At 72.3% G+C, this 20,250-nt stretch carries 17 protein-coding genes; 10 read left to right on the top strand and 7 right to left on the bottom strand.

What is annotated here, in order from left to right:
* Positions 1-104 precede the first annotated feature (104 nt).
* Entirely contained in the window at positions 105-1,064 is a 960-nt protein-coding gene (locus ACWEK3_RS18190; protein ID WP_453250096.1) for a D-2-hydroxyacid dehydrogenase family protein, read from the bottom strand.
* Between the two features lie 150 nt (positions 1,065-1,214).
* On the opposite strand from ACWEK3_RS18190, the gene ACWEK3_RS18185 reads away from it, so the two are divergent.
* Positions 1,215-1,871 carry an RraA family protein gene (locus ACWEK3_RS18185; protein ID WP_453250095.1) on the top strand — a complete coding sequence of 219 codons (657 nt, stop codon included), beginning with the start codon at positions 1,215-1,217 and terminating at the stop codon, positions 1,869-1,871.
* Positions 1,872-1,945: 74 nt separating this feature from the next.
* Here the strand turns inward: ACWEK3_RS18185 and ACWEK3_RS18180 are convergent, their stop codons facing one another.
* Both ACWEK3_RS18180 and ACWEK3_RS18175 read right to left on the bottom strand, forming a co-directional pair.
* Positions 1,946-2,332, bottom strand: a complete 387-nt coding sequence (locus ACWEK3_RS18180) for a hypothetical protein (RefSeq protein ID WP_450546496.1) — start codon at positions 2,330-2,332, stop codon at positions 1,946-1,948.
* The gene (locus ACWEK3_RS18175) at positions 2,329-2,562 is read right to left on the bottom strand and encodes a hypothetical protein (protein WP_453250094.1); all 234 of its coding nucleotides are present in this window, start codon (positions 2,560-2,562) and stop codon (positions 2,329-2,331) included. Before ACWEK3_RS18175 ends, ACWEK3_RS18180 begins: the two co-directional genes overlap by 4 nt.
* Positions 2,563-2,843: 281 nt before the next feature.
* Here ACWEK3_RS18175 and ACWEK3_RS18170 point away from each other — a divergent pair, with 281 nt between their 5' ends.
* The gene (locus tag ACWEK3_RS18170) at positions 2,844-3,530 is read left to right on the top strand and encodes a hypothetical protein (RefSeq protein WP_453250093.1); all 687 of its coding nucleotides are present in this window, start codon (positions 2,844-2,846) and stop codon (positions 3,528-3,530) included.
* Positions 3,531-3,642: 112 nt separating this feature from the next.
* Here ACWEK3_RS18170 and ACWEK3_RS18165 read toward each other — a convergent pair whose 3' ends face one another.
* On the bottom strand, positions 3,643-5,769 hold the full coding sequence (locus tag ACWEK3_RS18165) for an amylo-alpha-1,6-glucosidase (RefSeq protein ID WP_453250092.1): 2,127 nt from the start codon (positions 5,767-5,769) through the stop codon (positions 3,643-3,645).
* Between the two features lie 122 nt (positions 5,770-5,891).
* On the opposite strand from ACWEK3_RS18165, the gene ACWEK3_RS18160 reads away from it, so the two are divergent.
* The 5 genes from ACWEK3_RS18160 (at position 5,892) to ACWEK3_RS18140 (ending at position 11,104) form a co-directional block, all read left to right on the top strand.
* Positions 5,892-6,959 carry a LacI family DNA-binding transcriptional regulator gene (locus ACWEK3_RS18160; protein WP_453250091.1) on the top strand — a complete coding sequence of 356 codons (1,068 nt, stop codon included), beginning with the start codon at positions 5,892-5,894 and terminating at the stop codon, positions 6,957-6,959.
* 148 nt (positions 6,960-7,107) lie between these two features.
* Positions 7,108-8,352, top strand: a complete 1,245-nt coding sequence (locus ACWEK3_RS18155) for a sugar ABC transporter substrate-binding protein (protein ID WP_453250090.1) — start codon at positions 7,108-7,110, stop codon at positions 8,350-8,352.
* Between the two features lie 144 nt (positions 8,353-8,496).
* Complete coding sequence (locus ACWEK3_RS18150; protein ID WP_453250089.1) at positions 8,497-9,531, top strand: carbohydrate ABC transporter permease; 1,035 nt, start codon at positions 8,497-8,499, stop codon at positions 9,529-9,531.
* Complete coding sequence (locus tag ACWEK3_RS18145; protein WP_450546503.1) at positions 9,528-10,427, top strand: carbohydrate ABC transporter permease; 900 nt, start codon at positions 9,528-9,530, stop codon at positions 10,425-10,427. Before ACWEK3_RS18150 ends, ACWEK3_RS18145 begins: the two co-directional genes overlap by 4 nt.
* A 212-nt stretch (positions 10,428-10,639) precedes the next feature.
* Positions 10,640-11,104 (top strand): hypothetical protein, encoded by a 465-nt coding sequence (locus ACWEK3_RS18140; RefSeq protein ID WP_253266137.1) that lies wholly within the window; start codon positions 10,640-10,642, stop codon positions 11,102-11,104.
* Between the two features lie 158 nt (positions 11,105-11,262).
* On the opposite strand, the gene ACWEK3_RS18135 is transcribed toward ACWEK3_RS18140, so the two are convergent.
* On the bottom strand, positions 11,263-12,516 hold the full coding sequence (locus ACWEK3_RS18135) for an MFS transporter (protein WP_450547488.1): 1,254 nt from the start codon (positions 12,514-12,516) through the stop codon (positions 11,263-11,265).
* 81 nt (positions 12,517-12,597) lie between these two features.
* On the opposite strand from ACWEK3_RS18135, the gene ACWEK3_RS18130 reads away from it, so the two are divergent.
* From ACWEK3_RS18130 to ACWEK3_RS18120, 3 genes are all read left to right on the top strand, one after another.
* Positions 12,598-13,617, top strand: a complete 1,020-nt coding sequence (locus tag ACWEK3_RS18130) for a winged helix-turn-helix domain-containing protein (RefSeq protein WP_450547487.1) — start codon at positions 12,598-12,600, stop codon at positions 13,615-13,617.
* A gap of 187 nt (positions 13,618-13,804) precedes the next feature.
* On the top strand, positions 13,805-14,326 hold the full coding sequence (locus ACWEK3_RS18125; protein ID WP_450547486.1) for a glutathione peroxidase: 522 nt from the start codon (positions 13,805-13,807) through the stop codon (positions 14,324-14,326).
* A 117-nt stretch (positions 14,327-14,443) separates the two neighbouring features.
* The gene (locus ACWEK3_RS18120; protein WP_453250088.1) at positions 14,444-15,319 is read left to right on the top strand and encodes a MerR family transcriptional regulator; all 876 of its coding nucleotides are present in this window, start codon (positions 14,444-14,446) and stop codon (positions 15,317-15,319) included.
* A 117-nt stretch (positions 15,320-15,436) separates the two neighbouring features.
* On the opposite strand, the gene ACWEK3_RS18115 is transcribed toward ACWEK3_RS18120, so the two are convergent.
* Positions 15,437-17,323 carry an MFS transporter gene (locus ACWEK3_RS18115; protein WP_453250087.1) on the bottom strand — a complete coding sequence of 629 codons (1,887 nt, stop codon included), beginning with the start codon at positions 17,321-17,323 and terminating at the stop codon, positions 15,437-15,439.
* Between the two features lie 163 nt (positions 17,324-17,486).
* Entirely contained in the window at positions 17,487-20,123 is a 2,637-nt protein-coding gene (locus ACWEK3_RS18110; RefSeq protein WP_453250086.1) for a D-alanyl-D-alanine carboxypeptidase, read from the bottom strand.
* Between the last annotated feature and the right edge of the window lie 127 nt (positions 20,124-20,250).

The raw sequence follows: 20,250 nt of genomic DNA, 5'->3' as shown, positions 1-20,250 counted from the left end.
GGGGTACACCGCGGACTGCTGGTGCGCACCTGGACGTATCTTCACGGAGAGCCGCGAGGAGAAGGCGGCCCTGCTGCGGCTCACGGTGCGCATGACCAACGAGGTCACCCCAGACGGCGTACCGGCTTGCCCGCCAGGTATGCCTGGATGTCCTCCACGGCGTCGCCGTAGTACGTCGCGTAGTTCGCCTGCGAGACGTAGCCGAGGTGGGGCGTGGCGAGCAGGCGCGGGGCGGTGCGCATCGGGTGGCCGGCGGGGAGCGGTTCGACGTCGAACACGTCCACTCCGGCACCGGCGATCCGGCCCTCGTGCAGGGCGGCGAGCAGTGCGTCCTGGTCGACGATGGCGGCACGCGAGGTGTTGATCAGGTACGCGGTGGGCTTGAGGAGGGCGAGTTCGGCGGCGCCGAGCAGGCCGCGCGTGCGGTCGCTCAGCGCGAGGTGGACCGAGACGAAGTCGCTGCTCGACAGCAACTCCTCCTTGGAGGCGGCGAGTTCCACGCCCACCTCGTCGGTGCGCTCCTTGGTGAGATTCCGGCTCCAGGCGCCGACCCGCATCCCGAAGGCGAGGCCCACCTGCGCGACCCGGCTGCCGATCTTGCCGAGGCCGAGCAGGCCCAGGCGGCGGCCCTGGAGGTCGGCGCCGACGGTGGACTGCCAAGGGCCGCCCGCGCGCAGCGCGTTGTTCTCGGTCACCAGGTCGCGGGCGAGGCCGAGCAGCAGCGCCCAGGTCAGTTCCACCGGCGGGGTGGAGGAGCTTCCGGTCCCGCACACAGTGACGCCGCACCGCTCGGCGGCGGCGTAGTCGATGACCGAGTTGCGCATACCGGAGGCGACGAGCAGCTTCAGGCGGGGCAGGCGGTCGAACAGCGCGGCCGGGAAGGGGACGCGTTCGCGCAGGGTGACGACGATGTCGAAGTCGGCGAGCGCGTTGGCGAGTTCGCCCTCGTCCGAGATGTGCTCGCGGAACGTGACGATCTCCACTCGGTCCTCGACCGGCCTCCAGTCGGCGGAGGCGAGGGCGGCGTCCTGGAAGTCGTCGAGCACGGCGCAGCGCAGTGGCATGTCGGTGGTCTCCGTCCTTGGTTCGGACCGATCAGTCGGTTCGATCACACCACTGTCCGGCAAACCTGGTGGACCAGGGGCGACGAGGGCTCGTACTGTCGAACGCGGGCAGCCACAGGGACGACCACAGTCGAGACGATCAGAGGTGCCATGACGGACGCCACGACGGACGCCACCGAAGCCACCGCTCCCGCCGACGGATTCGCGGACATCCCGACGACCACGCTGGCCGACCTCCTCGGCCGGGCGCAGGTCATGGACATCGGCATCCGCCCGCTGTGGTCGCCGGTGCCCCGCGTGGCCGGGCCGGCGTTCACCGTGCGGTGCCCTCCCGGTGACAACCTCATGCTGCACGCGGCCATTCACCGTGCCGCCCCGGGCTCCGTCATCGTCGTCGAGTCCGGCGACCTGGACTACGCCCTGGCAGGCGGCAACGTCTGCGCCGTGGCCCAGCGCCGCGGCGTCACGGCCTTCGTGCTGGACGGCCTGATCCGCGACCTGGGCGAGGTCCGCGAGGCGGGCTTCCCCGTCTTCGCCCGGGGCGTCATCCCGATCCCGGGCGGCAAGAAGGCCGTGGAGCCGCTGAACACGCAGGTGACCTGTAGCGGGGCGAAGGTGAGCGCCGACGACGTCGTGGTCGCCGACGAGGACGGCGTCGTGGTGGTCCCGGCCGCCCGGCGTGAGGAAGTCCTTGCCGCCGCACGGGCCCGGCTGGCCAAGGAGGCGGACGAGACCCTCGACGCGTGGGAGGAGGCCCACCGCACCCGCGTCAACAGGATCCTGCGCGACCAGGGCTTCGAGGACTGACACCGCCCGGACGGGCCACAGCCGTTCGAGGCAGGGAGACCTCGTTCACCGGGGCCCTGCCCGCCGGATCACCGTCACTTCCACTGGGCGTAGAGCCCGCCCTCGGTGTTGCGGACGGTGATCTGGTTCTCGAAGTGGAGGGGGTCCTTGCCCGGTTTCAAGTCGGTGACGGCGTACCAGACGCCCCATCCGGGGTCGCCGGGCAGCTCGACGAGCTTGCCCCACACCGTCCCGGCCACCGTTTCGACCTCCACGCTGGACGCGGTTCCCTTGCCGCCGTAGTACACGCCGGAGAGGTAGATGCGGCCGTCCTCGGACTCCCCCTGGAGGGAGACGCCGAGGTCGCTCCGGACGATGTTGCCGTCGACCACGCTCCGGAACTGCGGCTCCGGCGAGGCGGGCGACGTCCAGTGCTTGCCCTCCGCCGTGAGCCAGAGCTCGAAGCCGGGGACGGCCGTCACATGCTCACCGGGGGCGACGACACGGGGCGTCGGGGCGGTCTTCTTCGCCTCGCCTGCACGACCGTGGCGGCCCGGGCCTTCGAGACCGAAGCGGCCTGGACCTGCGCCGCCCCCGCCTTCGTGACCGTGCCGTGCGGTGCCTTCGCGGGTACGGCGTACGACACCGTGGCCGTCCCCGCCACGGCGGCGGTGACGGCGGCGCAGGTCAGATACTTCAGCGTCCGTTTCATGAACGGCCAACTCCTGGCGGAACACGGACCCTTGGGGGATCCAGGCTGGGTGTGAGGGTGCCTCTCCACCCGTTCAAACCCCTCCGGGATCCCTTCCGGACGACACCCCCGCGGAATTTCTTCGCGAGCGGCGTTCCGGCCGACGCGCGCCGGGCGCTGTTCCCGCTCCGCTCGGCGCCCGGCGGAGATAATCGAGGCATGATCCCCTCACGGTGCGCCGCGGCCGAGTGCTCGTGTTACCGGTCCGGGCAGGGACCGTTCGCGGACGGCGGCAGCGCCGGATGAACGCCGGTGAGGTGCGGCGGCGGCTGCTGGGCGACCTGCTGGCGGTGGGGGCGCCGTACGGGCTGGCGCTCGCCGGTGGGGACGCGGTGCGGGCGCACGGACTGGTGGACCGGCCCGGCCGGGACGTCGACGTGGCCACCGAGAGCCCGGTCGAGACCGGGGACATCGTCGCGGCGGTGCGGGGCGGCCTGGAGGAGCGCGGCTGGCGGGTGCGGACGTCGGGGACGGAGCCGCTCGCGGCCCGGCTGGTGGTCGGTATCCCGGAGGCCGGAACCGGGGCCGGGGAGGAGTACGCCGTGCAGGTGCTCAAGGAAGTGCTGTGGCGGCCGCTGGAGGCGGGCGAGTTCGGCCCGGTCCTCTCCGTCGAGGACGTCGTCGGCACCAGGGTGCGCGCACTGGCCGATCAGGGGCTCGCCCCCGACCTCGTCGACGTCCACGCCGCCGCCGACCGGTGGAGCCACCCGGAGCTGGAGGAACTCGGCCGCCGCCACGCCGGTGACGCCCTCGACCTCACCGATCTGCAGACCCGGCTCGTCGGCGCCGAATGGATCGACGACCGCGAGTTCGCGGCCTGCGGGCTCGACGACCGGGCCATCGCCGAGCTCCGCAGCTGGGCCCAGGAATGGGCGGACGACATCGGCGAACGGCTCGCGGAGTCCTCGGCGCCACCCGAGGACGAGTGACGCCACCTCCTACGACCGACCGCGCGCCGCCGCCTGTTCCCTCCCCCGTCCGTACCTACGGCAGCCCACAGCCCGCAGCCCGCCGCCCGCAGCCGGGCCCCTCGTCAAGGGATCAGCCGGTGATCACCGTCAGCCCCTCCGGAGCCGACACCTCCGCCGATCCGTCGGCCCTCACCGTGATGTCCAGGCGGCCTCCGGCGACTTGGAGCCCGGTGAGCGTCAGCGGGCCGTACGCACCGGCGAAGCCCGGGTTCACCGTGAGGGTGCCGGCGGGGACGTCCGCGCTCAGGCCGAGGGCCGACTGGAGCACGAGGACCGAGGACGCGGCCGCCCACGCCTGGGGCCGGCAGGACGCCGGATAGGGCGCGGGGCGCGGGCCGGCCTCGATGCCGTGGCCCGCGAAGAGTTCGGGCAGCCGGGCGTCGAAGCCCGCGGACGCCGTCAGCAGGCCGTCCGCCAGCGACGCCGCGGCGTCCGGGAAACCGGACCGGGCCAGGCCGTGCACGGCGATCGCCGTGTCGTGCGGCCAGATCGAACCGATGTGGTAGCCGTACGGGTTGAAGCCCACCGCCTCGCTGCTCAGCGTGCGCAGACCATGGCCCGCGTCCAGGTCGCCGCCGGAGAGCCGGGCGGCCAGGAGCGCGCTCTCCTCGTGGTTCAGCAGACCCGTGCCCAGGAGGTGGCCGAAGCCCGAGGTGACCGTGTCGGCCGGCCTGCCGTCGCCGTCCAGCGCGACCGCCGGGTACGGGCCCCGTTCGTCCTCCACCCAGAAGCGCTCACGGAAGCGCGCGGCGAGCCGGTCCGCCCACTCCTCCCAGTCGTCGGCCCCCGGGCGGCCGAAGGACCGCAGCAGCGCCGCTCCGCCGCGGGCGGCCTCGTAGGCGTACGCCTGCACCTCGCACAGCGCGATCGGCGGCTGGGCGAGGCTGCCGTCGCGGTAGCGGATGGAGTCGCCGGAGTCCTTCCAGCCCTGGTTGGCCAGGCCGCGGCCCGACAGGTCGACGTACTTGAGGAAGCCGTCGCCGCCGGCGTCCCCCTGGTCGCGCATCCACGCCAGCGCCGACTCGGCGTGCGGCAGCATCCGCTCGACCTCCTCCGGTGCCAGGCCCCAGCGCCAGGCGTCGTGGAGCAGCGAGATCCACAGCGGGGTGGCGTCCACCGTGCCGTAGTACACCGGCGGGAGCGAGAACGTGTCGCTGAACGCCGAGGTGTCGCGCCGGACTTCGTGCAGGATCTTGCCCGGCTGTTCCTCGGAGGCCGGGTCGGTGACGCCGCCCTGGCGGCGGGCGAGGGTGCGCAGGGTGCCGGCCGCGAGCTCGGTGCCGAGCGGGAGCAGCATACGGGCGGCCCAGAGCGAGTCGCGGCCGAAGAGGGTCAGGAACCAGGGAGCGCCCGCGGCGAGGAACTGGTCCGGCCGGTCCCCGGGCGAGCGCGGGTCGGTCAGGCGCAGGCGGTCCAGGTCGGCGAGGGACTGCTCCAGCCACCGGTCGAGGCCCCGGTCCGCGCTGCGCAGGACGGGGGTGCGCCACGGTACGGAGTCGGCGGGGGGCGCCGGGAACTGGTCGCCGTCCGCGTGGGCCGCGGTGCAGCGCAGGGTGACCGTCCACGAGGTGCCCGGGTCCAGGGCGATGTCGTACGACAGCCGGCCCGCCGGGACGTCCAGCGTGTCGGGCGCGGGCTCGCTGGTCAGGCGCACGGCGAACCCGTCGCTCGCCCAGGACAGTTCGCTCCCGCCGGAGTTCGTGGCCTGCGGGGGTGCCGCATCCACCTGGCGCCCCGACTTGACCTGCTCCATGGTGGCGAGGTCGGTGGCGGCCGTGACCGTCAGCCGGAAACGGACCGACTGGGTGCCCGCGTTGCTGACTTCGAGGACTTCCTCGAGCCGGCCGGCGGCCGTGGTCCGGCGGCGGTGCAGGGCGACCGCGGGGTCCGCCGTCACCTCTCCTAGCCCGCGCAGGATCGACCGGAAGTCCGCCCGGTCCGCCCCGCGCAGCCCGTGCCCGACCGGCGCCAGCGGGATGCCGTCGGCCGCGACGGTCAGCCGGGAGAGCGCCCGGCGGTCGCCGTGGAAGAAGCCGTCCGCGCCGCCGCCGAGGGCCCCGTCGGCGCGCGAGATCACGAAGGTCGGGGCGTACAGCGTGACGACCGCGTCGTGCAGGAACGGCTGAAGGCCCTCGGTCACCGCGGGGGGCGGCGTGACCGAGCCGTTGGTGTCGGGGGTCTTGACAGTCGAGTCCAAAGGAGTAGAACCTCTCAGCGTTTGATCGTTCCAAAGACACTAAGTGACTCGTCAGAGCGCTGACAATGCTTTTGGAACGCTAAAACACGCTCATCGTTCCCTCTGCATGTCGGAGGCCCGCAATGGCCCGCTCCAGCAACGACCCGCCCGCCAGGGGCGGCCCGGTGACGCTCGCCATGGTCGCCCGCCGGGCCGGGGTCTCCCCGCAGACCGTGTCGAACGCGATCAACTCGCCGGACCTGCTGCGCTCCGAGACCCTGGAGCGGGTCCGCCGGGTGATCGACGAGATGGGCTACCGCCCCAGCCGGGCCGCGCAGACGCTGCGCACCCGCTCCAGCAAGCTGATCGGCTACGGCATCCTGCCCTCCCCGGCCAGCAGCCCCGTCCTCGACCGGTTCCTGCACGCCCTGTCGCAGGCCGCGGACGAGGCCGGCTACCGGATCCTGCTGTTCGCCTGCCAGCCCGGCTCGCCGACCCTGGACGGCTACGAGGAGCTGCTCGACCAGCACGAGGTCGACGGCTTCGTGCTCAGCGGCACCGAGCACAACGACCCGCGCCAGGCGTGGCTCGCCAAGCGGGACGTGCCGTTCGTCGCCTTCGGCCGGATGTGGTCGCGGCGGCAGATCGGCGACTGGATCGACGTCGACGGCGCCTCGGGCACGGACGCCGCCGTGGAGCACCTGATCGGCCTGGGGCATCGAAAGATCGCCTTCCTCGGCTGGGGGCGCGGCTCCTCCGGCGCCGGTGACGACCGCGCCGAGGGCTGGCAGCGGGCCATGAAACGGCACGGGCTGCCGACCCGCGGGCGCCGCGCGCAGAGCGTGAACGACATCGACGCGGCCCGCGCCGCGGTGAAGCCGCTGCTGGACGCGGGGGCGACCGCGGTGGTCGCGGCCAGCGACATGCTGGCGCTCGGCTGCTACCAGACGCTGCGCGAGCGCGGATCCGCCCCCGGCCGCGACGTCGCCGTGGTCGGCTTCGACGACTCGCCGACCGCCGAACTCCTGTCGCCCGCGCTGACCTCCATCGCCCAGCCGCTGGAGGAGGTCGGCCGGGAGTGCGTACGGCTGCTGCTGGCGCGGATGGCCGCTCCCGACGCGCCGCCCGAACGCATCCTGCTGCCGCCGTCCCTGGTCGTCCGGGACAGCACCCGCGCACCCGCTGCGGACGCGGTCGCTCCCGCCGTCTGACGACGGCCCGGCAGACACCGGGCACCAGGGCCGGCGCCGTCCCCACTGGCGCCGTCCCACCCCGAGTTCTCTCCTCCTCCACCCCCCGGTCGTGATTCGCGCCGCCGGGCGGAGCCGCCACTCACATCCCCGATCCCCGGAGGAATCCATGTCCCACCGTACGGCCGCCACGGCCCTCGCCACCTGCGCGGCGCTCCTGGCCACCGCGGGCTGCTCGTCGAGCTTCGGCGGCGACAAGAAGAAGGAGCAGGACACCGGCTCCAGCCAGCACCTGACGGTGCTGATAGCCAGCTCCGGCGACGCCGAGACCAAGGCCGTCAAGGAGGCGGCCGCCGCGTACGCCAAGGAGTCCGGCAACAAGGTGACCGTCGACGTCGCCAAGGACATGAACCAGCAGCTCGCCCAGGCGTTCGCCGGGCACAAGCCGCCGGACGCCTTCTACGTCAACTCCGACCAGTTCGCGAACTACACCAGAGGCGGCTCCCTTTACGCCTATGGCGACAAGGTCAAGGACGCCGACGACTTCTCCGAGCAGCTGCGCGCCTCCTTCACCCACGACGGCAAGCTGGTGTGCCTGCCCAAGGACACCTCCACGCTCGCGCTGGCGGTCAACACCGGCCTGTGGAAGAAGGCGGGGCTGACCGAGAAGGACTACCCGACGACCTGGGACCAGCTGAAGAAGGTCGCGGGCAAGCTGACCGGGCACGGTACGACCGGGCTGGTCGTGGGTGCCGAACACGCGCGGCTCGGCGTCTTCATGAAGGAGGCCGGCGGCTGGATGACCAACGCCGACCAGACGAAGATGACCGCCGACAGCGCGCAGAACGTGCAGGCGCTGACCTACGTGCAGTCCCTGCTGAAGTCCGGCTCCATGAAGTACGCCAACCAGGTCGACACCAACTGGGGCGGCGAGGCCTTCGGCAAGGGCAAGGCCGCCATGACCATCGAGGGCAACTGGCTCGACGGCGCCATGAAGGCCGACTACCCCGACGTCAAGTACCAGGTGGTCCCGCTGCCCGCCGGTCCGGCCGGCCAGGGCACGCTCGCCTTCAGCCAGTGCTGGGGCGTGGCCGCGGAGAGCGCCCACCAGGCGGCGGCCGTGGACCTGGTGACGTACCTCAACTCCAGCGCGCAGCAGCTGAAGAACGCCGACGCCTTCGGCGTGATGCCCTCGCGCACGAGCGCCCTGGCCGAGTACGCGAAGCAGAACCCCGCCGCGAAGGCGTGGGTCGACGGAAGCGCCTACGCGCAGGGCCCGGTGACCCTCGCCGGATTCGACAAGGTTCTCGGCCAGTTCAACACCGACCTCGCGGGGCTGGCCACCGCCGACCCGAAGAAGATCCTCGCCGACCTGCAGCGCAACGGCGAAGCGGCGCTCACGAAGGGCAACTGACCCACCGTGTCCGCGCGTACGCCACACCACCCCCGTCCGGAGCCGCGCTCCCGCGCCGGCCAGGGGTCCCGTACGGCCGGCCCGCCGGGCGAACCTGACACGCCCGGCGGGCCCGGCCCGAAGTCTGCGGCGCCCGCCCGGCGGGTGGGGCGCCGCGCGGAGGGCGCCTGGGGCTGGCTGTTCGTCAGCCCCGCGGTGCTCGTCCTCGGCCTCTTCCTGGTCCTGCCGACCCTGATGGCGCTGTGGGTGAGCCTGCTGCACTGGGACGGGCAGTCCAACCCGTTCAGCGCACAGGCGGATTTCGTCGGCCTGGACAACTACCGGGCGCTGCTCGCCCACGACGGGCTCGACCGCACCCTGTTCGCGACCTCTCTGCGCAACAACGTGTACTACGTGCTGCTGACCGTGCCCCTCCAGACCCTCCTCGCGCTGGCTCTGGCGCTCATCGTCAATCAGCGGCTGCTGCGCGCCCGGGGCGCCCTGCGCACCGCGTTCTTCTTCCCCTCGGTCACCAGCTCGATCGCGGTCTCCACGATCTTCCTCTTCCTGTTCCAGGGCAGCGGAGCCGTCAACACCGCGCTGTCCTGGATCGGGGTGAAGGGCCCGAACTGGTTCAACGACCCGCGTGGAGTGCTGTCCCTGCTGCTCGGCGGCCTGGGCATCGTCGACACCGGCCATCCCTCGGGTGCGCTGGCCAACCACTCCTTCATGGGGCTGTCCTGGTTCGAGTGGCTGTCCGGGCCGTCGGTCGCGATGTGCACGATCATCCTGCTCGCGGTGTGGACGACCTCCGGCACCTTCATGCTGATCTTCCTCGCGGCCCTTCAGGACGTCCCGCGCGAGCTGGAGGAGGCAGCCGCGATCGAAGGCGTCAGCCGCTTCCAGATGCTGCGGTACGTGACGCTGCCCGCGCTGCGGCCCGTGCTGTTCCTCGTCCTCACGCTCGGTCTGATCGCCACCTGGCAGGTCTTCGACCAGGTGTACGTCATGAGCCAGGGCGCGCCCGGCAACACCACGCTCACGCCGGCGTTCCTGTCCTACTCCACCGCTTTCGACGACGCCGACTTCGGTCAGGGCGCGGCCATCGCCTTCGTCCTGCTCGTACTGATCCTGACCATGACGGCCGTCCAGCGCTTCCTGCTGCGCGAGCGCGCCGCCCGTCCCCGGAGGAACCGATGAGCGCCCCATCCACGGCCGCCCGGGCGCAGGGACGTCCGGTGCTCGGACGCTTCCCCCGGCCCGTGCGGATCCTCGGGTACGCGCTGGTGGCGGCGCTCGGGCTGCTGTATCTCATGCCGTTCGCCATCCAGTTGGTCACCGGGTTCAAGACGGACCCGGACGCCGCGGCCCATCCCCTCGGGCTGTTCCCGGTCACCCCGACGACCGCCGCCTACCAGCGGCTGTTCGGGATCAGCCAGGCCGGGGACGGGGTGCCGTTCCTGCGCTGGCTGGGCAACTCGGTGTTCGTCACGGTCGTCGTCACCACCGGGCGGGTGCTGTTCGCGTCGATGGCCGGGTACGCGCTGGCCCGGCTGCGCTTTCCCGGCCGCACGCTGCTGTTCGGGTTCCTCCTCACCGTGATCGCGGTGCCCCCCATTGTGCTGCTGATCCCGAGGTTCCTGGTGCTCAACACCTTCGGGCTGTTCGACACCTACGCCGCCATGATCCTGCCGCTGCTGGTGGACGCGACGCAGGTCTTCATCATGAAGCAGTTCTTCGAGTCGATTCCCCGGGAGGTGGAGGAAGCCGCCCGCGTCGACGGCGCCGGTGTCTTCCGCACCTTCTGGTCGGTCGTCCTGCCGATGGCCCGGCCCGCCCTGATCACCGTGACGATCCTGGCGTTCCAGGGCTCCTGGAACGAGTTCACCCACTACCTCGTGGCCACCCAGTCCAGCCAGTACGAAACCCTGACCACCGGCCTCGCCCGCATGGTCTCGGGCAGCCTGGGCGGCGGCACCCAGTACCCCCTGAAACTGGCCGCGGCCCTCCTGTCGACCCTCCCCGTGGCCATCCTGTTCTTCTGCTTCCAACGCCACTTCGTCCGGGGCGCGAACGCGGGGGCGGTCAAGGACTAGAACAACCCCACCAAGCCACCCACCAAGCGCCGCGGCCATCCGCGGCGCGGCGGGTGGTGCAACCCGCCGCGCCGTCCATAACGTTTCTGCAGGTCAGCAGAGGTGTTCCGTGGTCACCTGGGACGGTGAAACGGGTCGGAGTCCCGCAACTCGCCCTGCCTGGGCGCGGTTGTCCCCCGTGATTGGCAAGGGGCCATCAGGAGGGGATCACCATGGCCATTCCTCAGGTCGCGCGGCTCATCACCGCCATCGGTGCCGCCGGCGCGCTGGTTTTCACCTCGGCGACGGGCGCCAGCGCCTCCGCAGTCGGCTCGACCCCCGTGCGGACCTTCGAGTACAGCGTGGGCGGTGTGACCATGAAGGTCCCCACGGGCTGCATGTTCACGCACATCATCCGCGGCAGCGCACTCCGGATCACCTACCAGAACGCCGGGGTCGACTGCGCCTTCGTGGGAGCGCTCAGCAGTGGCTTCTGCAACTGGCGTATCGACTTCACCTACGCGGACACCGGCAACCGCACCTATCGCACTTCGCGCGGCAGGACGCACGACGAGTGCAAGATCGACCCCATGCGGAGCAACTCTCCTCAGACTCTGCCTCGTTATGGCAAGACATGCGCCCACCTCCACGTCAATGGCGTGCGGCGGGTGAGTCAGTGTCATCACGTCACGAAGTGAGCCGAGTATGAGCGAGCAGCAGCGGCAGCAGGGGAAGGCGGATGGACCGGCGGAGGAGCGGGCCGGCGTCATGCGGCGCTGGGCCGGGGTTTGTGGGTTTGGGGGTGGGTTTGGTGTCGTTGTCGCGTTCTTCGCGTTCTTTCCCGGGTTGCCGCATGTCATCGACTGGGGTGCTCTTCTTCTGGCGCTGGCGGCGGGGCTGCTTGGGCGGTGGGGTGGGAGGGCCTGGGTGAAGAGGGTTCGCGCTTCTCGGTGTTAGGGCGGCGGGACGCGATGGCCAGGGTCAGGGTCACCGCTGTCGAGGCCGCCGCCGTCGCCGTCATCGCCGTTGCGGGGGACGTGAGTTGGGCGACCGTGCCGGCCAGGGTGGCGCCGACGCCCTGGAGGGTGAGCATGCCCGCGGAGTGCAGACCCAGGGCGTGGCCGGCCAGTTCGTCGGGGGTCGAGTTCATCAGGTGCTCCTGCTGGACCAGGCTCGCGCCGAAGCCGACGGAAGCGAGGGTGACCAGGCAGGCGGCCACCGGCACGGGCGGGTGGAGAGCGAAGAGCAGGTACGGACCGGCCAGGAGCAGAAGCAGCGGCGTGGCCGCCCGGCGCCGTACCGCCGGAGGCAGCAGGCGGCCCACCGTCAGGTCGCCGGCCAGCATGCCGAGCGCCGCGCACGCGAACAGCGTGCCCGCCACGGCGGGGGCGTAGGAGACGTAGAGGGACTCGCAGCCGACCACCAGGCCGTTGGGGAGCCACAGGCCCAGGTAGGTCAGACGGCGCCGGCGGGACGACCACAGCAGGGCGTTGGTGCGCCAGGTCGCCGAGACCGAGGGGCGGCCGGAGGCACGGGGCCGCCGGTGGGTCAGGCCGAGGCGGAGCACCGCGGCCGCCAACGAGTACAGCACGGCGGACAGCAGCAGCGAGACCCGCGGTGACAGGGCCGCCACCAGCACCCCGCCCGTCGCGTACCCGGCGATCTGCATGACGCCGCTCATCATGTTGAACACCGAACGCCCCAGCAGATAGCCGTCCTTGGACAGGATCTCGTTCAGCAGCCCCCAGCGGACTCCCCCGCCCAGGGACGCGACCAGCCCCTGCGCGAGGACCACGGCGAAGACCGCCCACAGCGCCAGGCCGGGCACCGCCAGCAGCGCCGTGCCCGCGGCGAAGAACAGGCACACGCCCACCAGCGCACGGCGCGGCGGCAGCCGGTCCGCGCCGGACAGGAAGAGGCTGGCGCCGAGCACCTGGGCCAGCGAGGGGCCGAACATGCTCACCGCGGAGAGCAGCGGCGAGTCCGTCGCCCGGTACACCAGGGTGCCGAGCGCGAGTCCGCTCGCCGTCTGGGCCACCGTCTGCGCGCAGGACGCGAGGAAGAGCGGGGTGAACTCCGGGGTGCGGAAGAGCTGTTGATAACTGCGCATGCGCCGGAGTCTCGGGCGGGCACGGAGCCGGTGGTTATTGTTTCGCACAGGTGCGAAAGGTCGCCGAGGGCGGGAGGGTCCATGGGCTGGTGGCAGGTCAACGCCGACACGCTCGCCGGAAGCCGGTTCCTGCTCTCGCCGCTCGCCGAGACCTTCGCGAGCCTGAAGCTGCTGCACGCGGGCACCGGCGGACATCCCGGCGAACAGGCGTGGCTGCGCGCGCACCTGCCCGCCTACCGGCGGCTCCTCGCCGACGACCCCGTCACCGCGTTCCTCGTCCGCGCCGGACTGGGCCGGGACTGGATCGCCGACTTCCTCACCCCCACGCCACGGGACGAGGAGTCCTTCGAGGAGGGTGTCGAACGGATGCGCGCCACCGACCCGGCGGACGCCCGCGCACACCTGCGGACCTCGCTCGCCGGGCCGCTGCCGGCCGCGCTGGAGCGGGACGACCTGCCCGAGCGCGCGGCCCGGCTCCTGGAGTACGTGTGGGCGAACGCCGTACGGCCCTACTGGGCCCGGCGGCGGCGCGTCCTCGAAGCCGATGTCGCGGCACGGACCGCGCGGGTCAGCCGGGGCGGCTGGGCGGCGGTACTGGACACCCTCCGGCCGGGCACGCGCTGGCTCGGCGAGAGCCGGTTCCAGGTCAACCTGCACGAGTATCCGCCGCGCGAGATCTCCGGCGCCCAGCTCGTCTTCGTACCGGTCACCCCGCAAGCCGGCTGGGTGTCGTGGGACGAAACGCAGCGCCGGTACGCCGTCGTCTACCCCTGCGTCGGCGCCCTCGCCGACACCGACGCGCGCCGCTCCGCCGTGCCCGCGGGCCTCGGCGCGCTGCTGGGCCATACCCGCGCGCAGGTGCTGATCCTGCTCGACTCGCCGCTCAGCACCACCCAGCTGACCGCCGTGACCGGGCAGAAGCTGGGCTCCGTGGGTCGCCATCTGCGCGTACTGCTGGACGCTGGGCTGGTGGAGCGCCGACGAGCCGGACGATCGGTGCTGTACTCCCGGACGGGGGCGGGCCAGGTCCTCATCGAGGCGGCAGCCTCAAGGACAGGCACGGGGACGAGCACACGGGCAGGCGCAGGGACCGGCCCATGATCGGGTGGGGGCAAGGGGGCGGGCGCAAGGACCGCCGCAGGGACCGACGCACGGGCCGACCCGGGAACCGGCACAGGGACCGGCACAGGGACAAGCGCCAGCACGAGCGCAGAGACCGGCGCAGGGTCGAGCCCGGGCCAGGGGACCGCCGCTCGGCGCTGCCGTCCCGCGCGGCTAGCATCCGGTCATGACGACTTCAGACAGCAGCGGTGCCATCACCCCGGACTCCCCCCTGGCCGTGGAGATCGGCGCTCTCCAGGGTGGGTCGGCCGGCCTCGGGCAGTACGCGGGGCAGGTCGTGCTCATCGTGAACGTGGCGTCCAAGTGCGGGCTCACCCCGCAGTACGCCGGACTCGAACAACTGCACGAGCGGTACGCAGGGCAGGGCTTCACCGTGCTCGGGGTGCCGTGCAACCAGTTCATGGGGCAGGAGCCGGGCAGCGCCGAGGAGATCGCCGAGTTCTGTTCCGCCACGTACGGCGTCACCTTCCCCATGACCGAGAAGGTCGAGGTGAACGGGGAGGGGCGGCACGCGCTCTACGAGCGTCTGACCGGCTTCGCCGACGCCGAGGGCCACAGCGGGGACATCCGCTGGAACTTCGAGAAGTTCCTGGTCGGCCGGGACGGCAAGGTCGTCGCCCGGTTCTCCCCGCAGACCGGTCCCGAGGCCGCCGAGCTGGTCGCGGCCGTCGAGGAGCAGCTCGCCTGAATGGTCCGTCCCACGCCCGTCCCACGGGCCTCGCCCGAAGGGCCCGCCCCAGGGGTGTTGACCTTGCCCCTGGGGCAGGGCGGAGCGTCCTTTCCGCCGGGCGGGACAGGCCGCCCGGTGACGGAGGATGAGGGCGTGGACGAGGAGCTGCTCACCATCGGCGCGTTCGCCGCGCGGGCCCGGCTGTCGGCCAAGGCCCTGCGGCTGTACGACCGTCTCGGCCTGCTGGTCCCGGCGCACGTCGACGCGTCCAGCGGCTACCGCTACTACCGCGGGTCCCAGATCGAGCGGGCCCGGCTCGTGGCACTGCTGCGCGAGCTGGACATGCCGCTCGCCCGGGTCGCCGAGGTGGTCGAGGCCGTCGAGGTGGACGGCGCGGACGCGGCCGACCGGCTCGCCGCGTACTGGGCGGCCGTCGAGGCACGGGTGGCCGGCCAGCGGACCCTCGCCGAGTACCTCCGTGGACGACTGTCGGGGAGGAGCTCCGAGATGTACGGCAAGTTCGAGGTGGAAACGGTCGACGTACCCGGCCAGGTGGTGATCACCGAGACCCGGCACACCCTGGCGGACGAGCTGCCCACGTGGATCGGGGCGTCGCTGACCCGGCTGCTGGCGGCGGCCGGCGAGTGCGGGGGTGTCACGGCGGCGCCGTTCGTCGTCTACCACGCCGAGGTGTCCATGGAGAGCGACGGGCCCGCCGAGGCCTGTGTGCCCGTCGCCGACGAGGCGGCCGCCCGAGCCTGGGCCGAGGCGCGGGGCCGGACCTGGGAGACGAAGGTGCGGGTGGAGCCGGCGCAGCGGCTGGCCTACACCCGGATCACCAAGGCCCAGGTGGCCCATCCGCAGATCCTGGCCGCGTTCGGCGCGGTGGAGCAGTGGATCGCCGAACGGGGACTGGAGCAGGCGGGACCCTGCCGGGAGGTGTACTTCGCGGACTGGGACGCGTCGGGGCCGGAGGACCCGGTGTGCGACGTGGCGTTTCCGGTGAGGTGAGCGGACCGACCAGCCCACCCGGCGTCTGAGGACGAGACCTTCCTGAGGACGAGGCCGTGCCGGCAGGAGCGGGGGTCTGGGGACAGCAGTCCCCAGCGCCCCCGCACCCGGCAGCGGTCACTTCAACTCGTCCGGGCACGGAGTGCCCCGCGGCAGCTGGTACGGCGCCGCCAGGCGGTACGTGCCCGCCTTCGGCGCGACCAGCACGGTCCACTTGTCGCCCTCGGCGTCCTGCTCCGTCTCCATGAGGCAGCCGTTGACGTTGTCGTACGTCTTCGGCTCGCCCTCGGCGCGGTGCTTGGAGGCGTCGGTCTCCTGGGGCGGCTTGAGGCTCTTGCCCTGGTCGTCGACGAGGCTCAGCCAGGGCGAGTACGGGATGCGGATGAGGACGCGGCCGGCCTTGCGCACCTGGAGGGTCATCTCGCCCTGCTCGGCGCGTTCGACGACCGCGTCCGGCTCGGCGAGCGACGCCGGGTCGGTGACCTTGAACAGCTGCCAGTTGGCGTCGCCCCAGACCTGCTTGAGGTACGGCATGCCCTCCTGCACCAGCGCGCGCTCGCGCTCGGCGCCGTTGCCGTCGACCTCGCCCTTGGGCAGCACCACGTAGTGCACCGCCCACCGCTGCAGCCAGTCGTGGTAGTTCGCCGAGTTGAGCGTGTCGTCGTAGAAGAGCGGGTTGCGCTGCATGTCGGCCTGCCGGTTCCAGCCGCGGGCCAGGTTGACGTAGGGCGCCAGCGCGGAGGCCTCGCGGTGGGAGCGGGCGGGGACCACCTCGACGCGGCCCTTCTCCGCGCCCACCTGCTGCAACTGGTTGACCAGGGGGGCCAGCTCGCGCGCCCAGGAGGCGGCGGGCGTGGTGTTGACGATGTCGTCGACCGACTTGAACCCTATCCAGCCGACGAAGACGGCGACGGCCAGCACGATCGTGTACCAGGTGCGCGAGCGCGGGACCGCGAACGGCAGCGCAGCCACCAGGACCACCCCGCCGAACAGCATGGCCAGCCGGGTGATGTTGGAACCGATCTGGGAGCTGATCAGCCAGACCAGGACGACCGCCAGGCCGTACACCGCGGACGTGATCCGGACCGTCTTCCACTCCCGGGGGACGAGGACGACGGCGAACACGGCGTAGACCAGGGGCAGGATCACCGAGGCGAACGACATCGGCTGGGTGCCGGAGAACGGGAACAGCCAGGCCGACGCGGCCACCACCGCGGCCGGTGCCAGGCCCAGCGCCCAGGCGCCCGGGCGGCGCTTCTGGAAGAACAGCGCGACCGCGACCAGGCCCACGAACAGGCCCGCCACCGGCGAGGACATGGTGGCCAGCGCGGCCAGCGGGGCCGCGACCAGCGCCTTCGCCCAGCGTTTGAAGCGCCAGCGGTGCGGCCAGCAGAACACGGCCGCGACCGCGCCCAGCGCGAACATCGTCCCCAGCCCGAAGGTCACCCGGCCCGACACCGCGTTGCACAGCAGCCCGAAGACGCCCATCAGCGCGGCCCACAGCGGGTTCCTGACCGAGCGGCTGCGGATGAGGACCAGCGTCAGGAGGCCCGCCGAGGCCGTGCCCGCGATCATCATGGTCGTACGGACGCCGAGGAGGGACATCAGATACGGCGACACCACGCTGTACGACACCGGGTGCATGCCGCCGTACCAGGCGAGGTTGTACGCCGAGTCGGGGTGCCGGCCGACGAACTCGGCCCAGGCGTCCTGCGCCGCGAGGTCGCCGCCGCTGTTGGCGAACGTGAAGAACCAGACGATGTGCAGCAGACCGGCCAGGACGGTGACGGACAGGACCGGGTGCCGCAGCATCCGCTCCCGCACCGCCATGATCGCCGACCGGGCGCGGGACCGTTCGCCGTCCCGATCGCCCCCGGGGTCGCCCACCGGGCCGTCCGGCCGCCCGCGGTCACCGTCCGTGTCAGTCGTGGACGCGCCTATTCGCGCACCGTTCCCCGGGCCCGGCTCGGCGTCGTCGGCGCGTGTCGGATCCGCTGTGGCCACCTGACGGCACTCCCCGTGTCCTGTTCTCTGTTCGCGGCCGCGTCCCGCGACCGGCGACATGCCCGTTTCGTGACGCTAGCACGCACCCCGTCGGATCAGCTCCCGGGTGGGGCTGGTCGACGGGGTGCGCGGGGGCGGCGACGGCCGCCGGATGACGCGAAGGTCAGCCGAGGCGCGTCAGCTTGGCCGGGAAGCCCGGCTCGGCGAGGTCCTCCTGGAGGGCGACGGGGACCTGTACGGCACCGTCCCCGCCGTCACCGAGGGTGAGCATGCCCACCTCCGTGCCGGCCTTCGCGGTGTGCGGCAGTACGTCCTTGGTGACCAGGGACAACTTCACCCGCAGGCCGGCCCAGCCGACCGCGGTGACGTCCTTGGTGACGACGACCGGCGTGTGGCCGCCGAGCTGGTCGTCGACGTACCCGACGACATCGCCCTTCTTCACGATCTTCGCCGAGGTCGGCACGTCCTTCGCGGCGACCAGCGCGGTCTTGCTGACCGCGTTGACCGTGTCGAGGATCGACTGTCCCTTGTGCTGGCCGAGGATCGCGCCGACGATCGTCACCGTCCGGCCGCCGACCTGCTTGTGGGCGGCGAAGAGCAGGTTGCCGCCGGCCGCGGTGGTGGAGCCGGTCTTGATGCCGATCGCGCCGATGGCGTAGGGCAACTCGTTGTAGTTGTTCCAGTACTTCCCGGTCGGATCCGTCCAGCTGGCCGCGCTGGTGATGGCCACCATGGCCGGGATCTTCATGGCCGCGTTGCCGAGCTTCACCTGGTCCTCGGCGGTGGAGACGGTGGTCTCCTTCAGACCCGAGGGGTCGGTGTACGTGGTGTTCGCCATCCCGAGTTCCTTGGCGGCGGCGTTCATCTTCTTGACGAACTCCGCCTCGGAGCCCGCGTCCCAACGGGCCAGCAGACGCGCGATGTTGTTCGCGGACGGGATCATGACCGCCGACAGGGCCTGCTTCTCGGTGAGGAAGTCGCCGACCTTCATGGTGTTGAGCGTGGACTCGCCGGCCTTGTCGTAGCCGCCCTCCTTCTCCGCCGTCGGGTCGATCTCGATCTTCGGGCCTTCCTCGCCGGCCTTCAGCGGGTGGTCGCGCAGGATGACGTACGCGGTCATGGTCTTGGCGACCGAGCCGATGGCGACCGGCTTCTGCTCGCCGAAGTGGTCCATCGTGCCGACGCCGTCCACGTCCATCCAGCCCTGGCCCTCGTCGGGCCACGGCAGCTTCACCTGGTCGCCTTGGAAGGTGTAGGTGTCCTCGGCGGTCAGCGCGAAGGCGGGGTCGGGCAGCGGGCGCACGGCCTGCACGACCGCAAAGACGATCAGCAGGAGGATGACCAGCGGGGTCCAGATCTTGACGCGGCGCACCGCGGTGCGCAGCGGGGTCTCCGGCGGCGGCGGAGTGTTCGTCAGCTCGGCCAGCAGGTCCAGCGGCGGCTTGGGAGGCAGGGGCTGCTGCGTGGTGCGCTCGGGGCCGACCTGCGGGACGGCGGCCGTGGCGTCCGCGGGTACGGGCTTGGACGTGGGCGTGTCCGGCTGCGCGGGCTGCGGCTTGCGGGGCTGCGCGGTGTCGAACTGCTTGAGCGCGACGAACTTGCTGGTCCGCTCGGCGTCGGACTCGGGCGCCCGCTTCTTGTCGCCGCCCAGCTTGAGCATGGTCGTGGGCTGGTCGACCTGGGGCTTGGCGGCGCCGCCGATCTTCAGCATGGTGGTGGGCTGGTCCACGGGCGGCTTCTCGTCCGGGGCCACCCCCTCCGAGCCGCTGTCACCGGCTTCGGGGTCGTCGTCCTCCGCGACCTCGTCGGCTTCGGCACGCTTGCCGTCGCCGTCACGCTCGGCGTCGCCGTCGTCGTCGGCGTCGGCGTCCTCGGCGTCGTCAACGTCGCCGTCGGGGCCCTCGGCGTCAGCCTCGGGCTCAGCGCCGCCCTTCGTGCGCTCGGCAGCCTCAGGGGCGGCCCCGGCCTCGGAACGCTTGGCGTCGTCAGCGTCGTCAGCGTCGGCGTCGGGCCCCTCGCCGTCAGCCTCGGGCTCAGCGCCGCCCTTCGTACGCTCGGCAGCCTCAGGGGCGGCCCCGGCCTCGGAACGCCTGGCGTCGTCGGCCTCGTTGGCGTCCTCCGCGTCGGAAGCGTCCACCGCGGCGTCGTCGGCGACCTCGGACTCAGCCCCGGCCTTTCCCCGCGCGGCAACCTCGGACCCCTCGGCGTCGGCCTCCGGCGCGCCCCCGGCCTTCGTAGGCTCGGCGTCGTCGGCGTCCTCGCCCTCGGCGTCCTTCGCCTCGGAAGCGCCCACCACGGCGTCGTCGGCGGCCTCGGACTCAGCCCCGGCCTTTCCCCGCGCGGCAACCTCGGACCCCTCGGCGTCGGCCTCCGCCGCGCCCCCGGTCTTCCCACGCGCGGCGCCGTCGGCCTCCTCGCCCTCGGCCTCCTCGCCCTCGGCCTCCTCGCCCTCGGCGTCCTCCGCGTCGGAAGCGACCGCGGCCTCGTCGGCGGCCCGGGACCCGGCCCCGGTCTTCCCGCGCGCGGCAGCCTCCGCGCCAGAGGCGCCCTCCGCGGCCTCAGCCTCGGTGTCGGCGTCGGCGTCGGCGTCCTCGGTCCCAGACGCGGCCCCCGCGTCCTCCCCGCGCTTCTCGTCGTCCCCGGCGTCCACCCACGCGGCCACCGCCGCACGCAGGCGCGCGTCACCCGGCGCGCCGGCCTCTGCGGCAGTGCCCGCAGTGTCATCGGCATCGTCTGCGTCGTCGGTGTCATCGGCGTCGTCGGTCTTCGCCGTCGTCTTCACGCCACGCGTCGAAAGCACCCGAGTGGCCGTATCGACCCCGCCGCGCCCCTGGGAGCCACCTGCCGAGCCCGGCTCACGGAACTCCTCCGACTCACCGGACTCCCCCGTCAGCGCGAGCCGCGGGTCGCGGGCCTCGTTCCTGGAC

It is taken from the genome of Streptomyces sp. NPDC004721, assembly GCF_053601495.1.
Note: the sequence above shows the minus strand (reverse complement) of the source record. Positions and strands in the feature narration are given on the sequence as shown.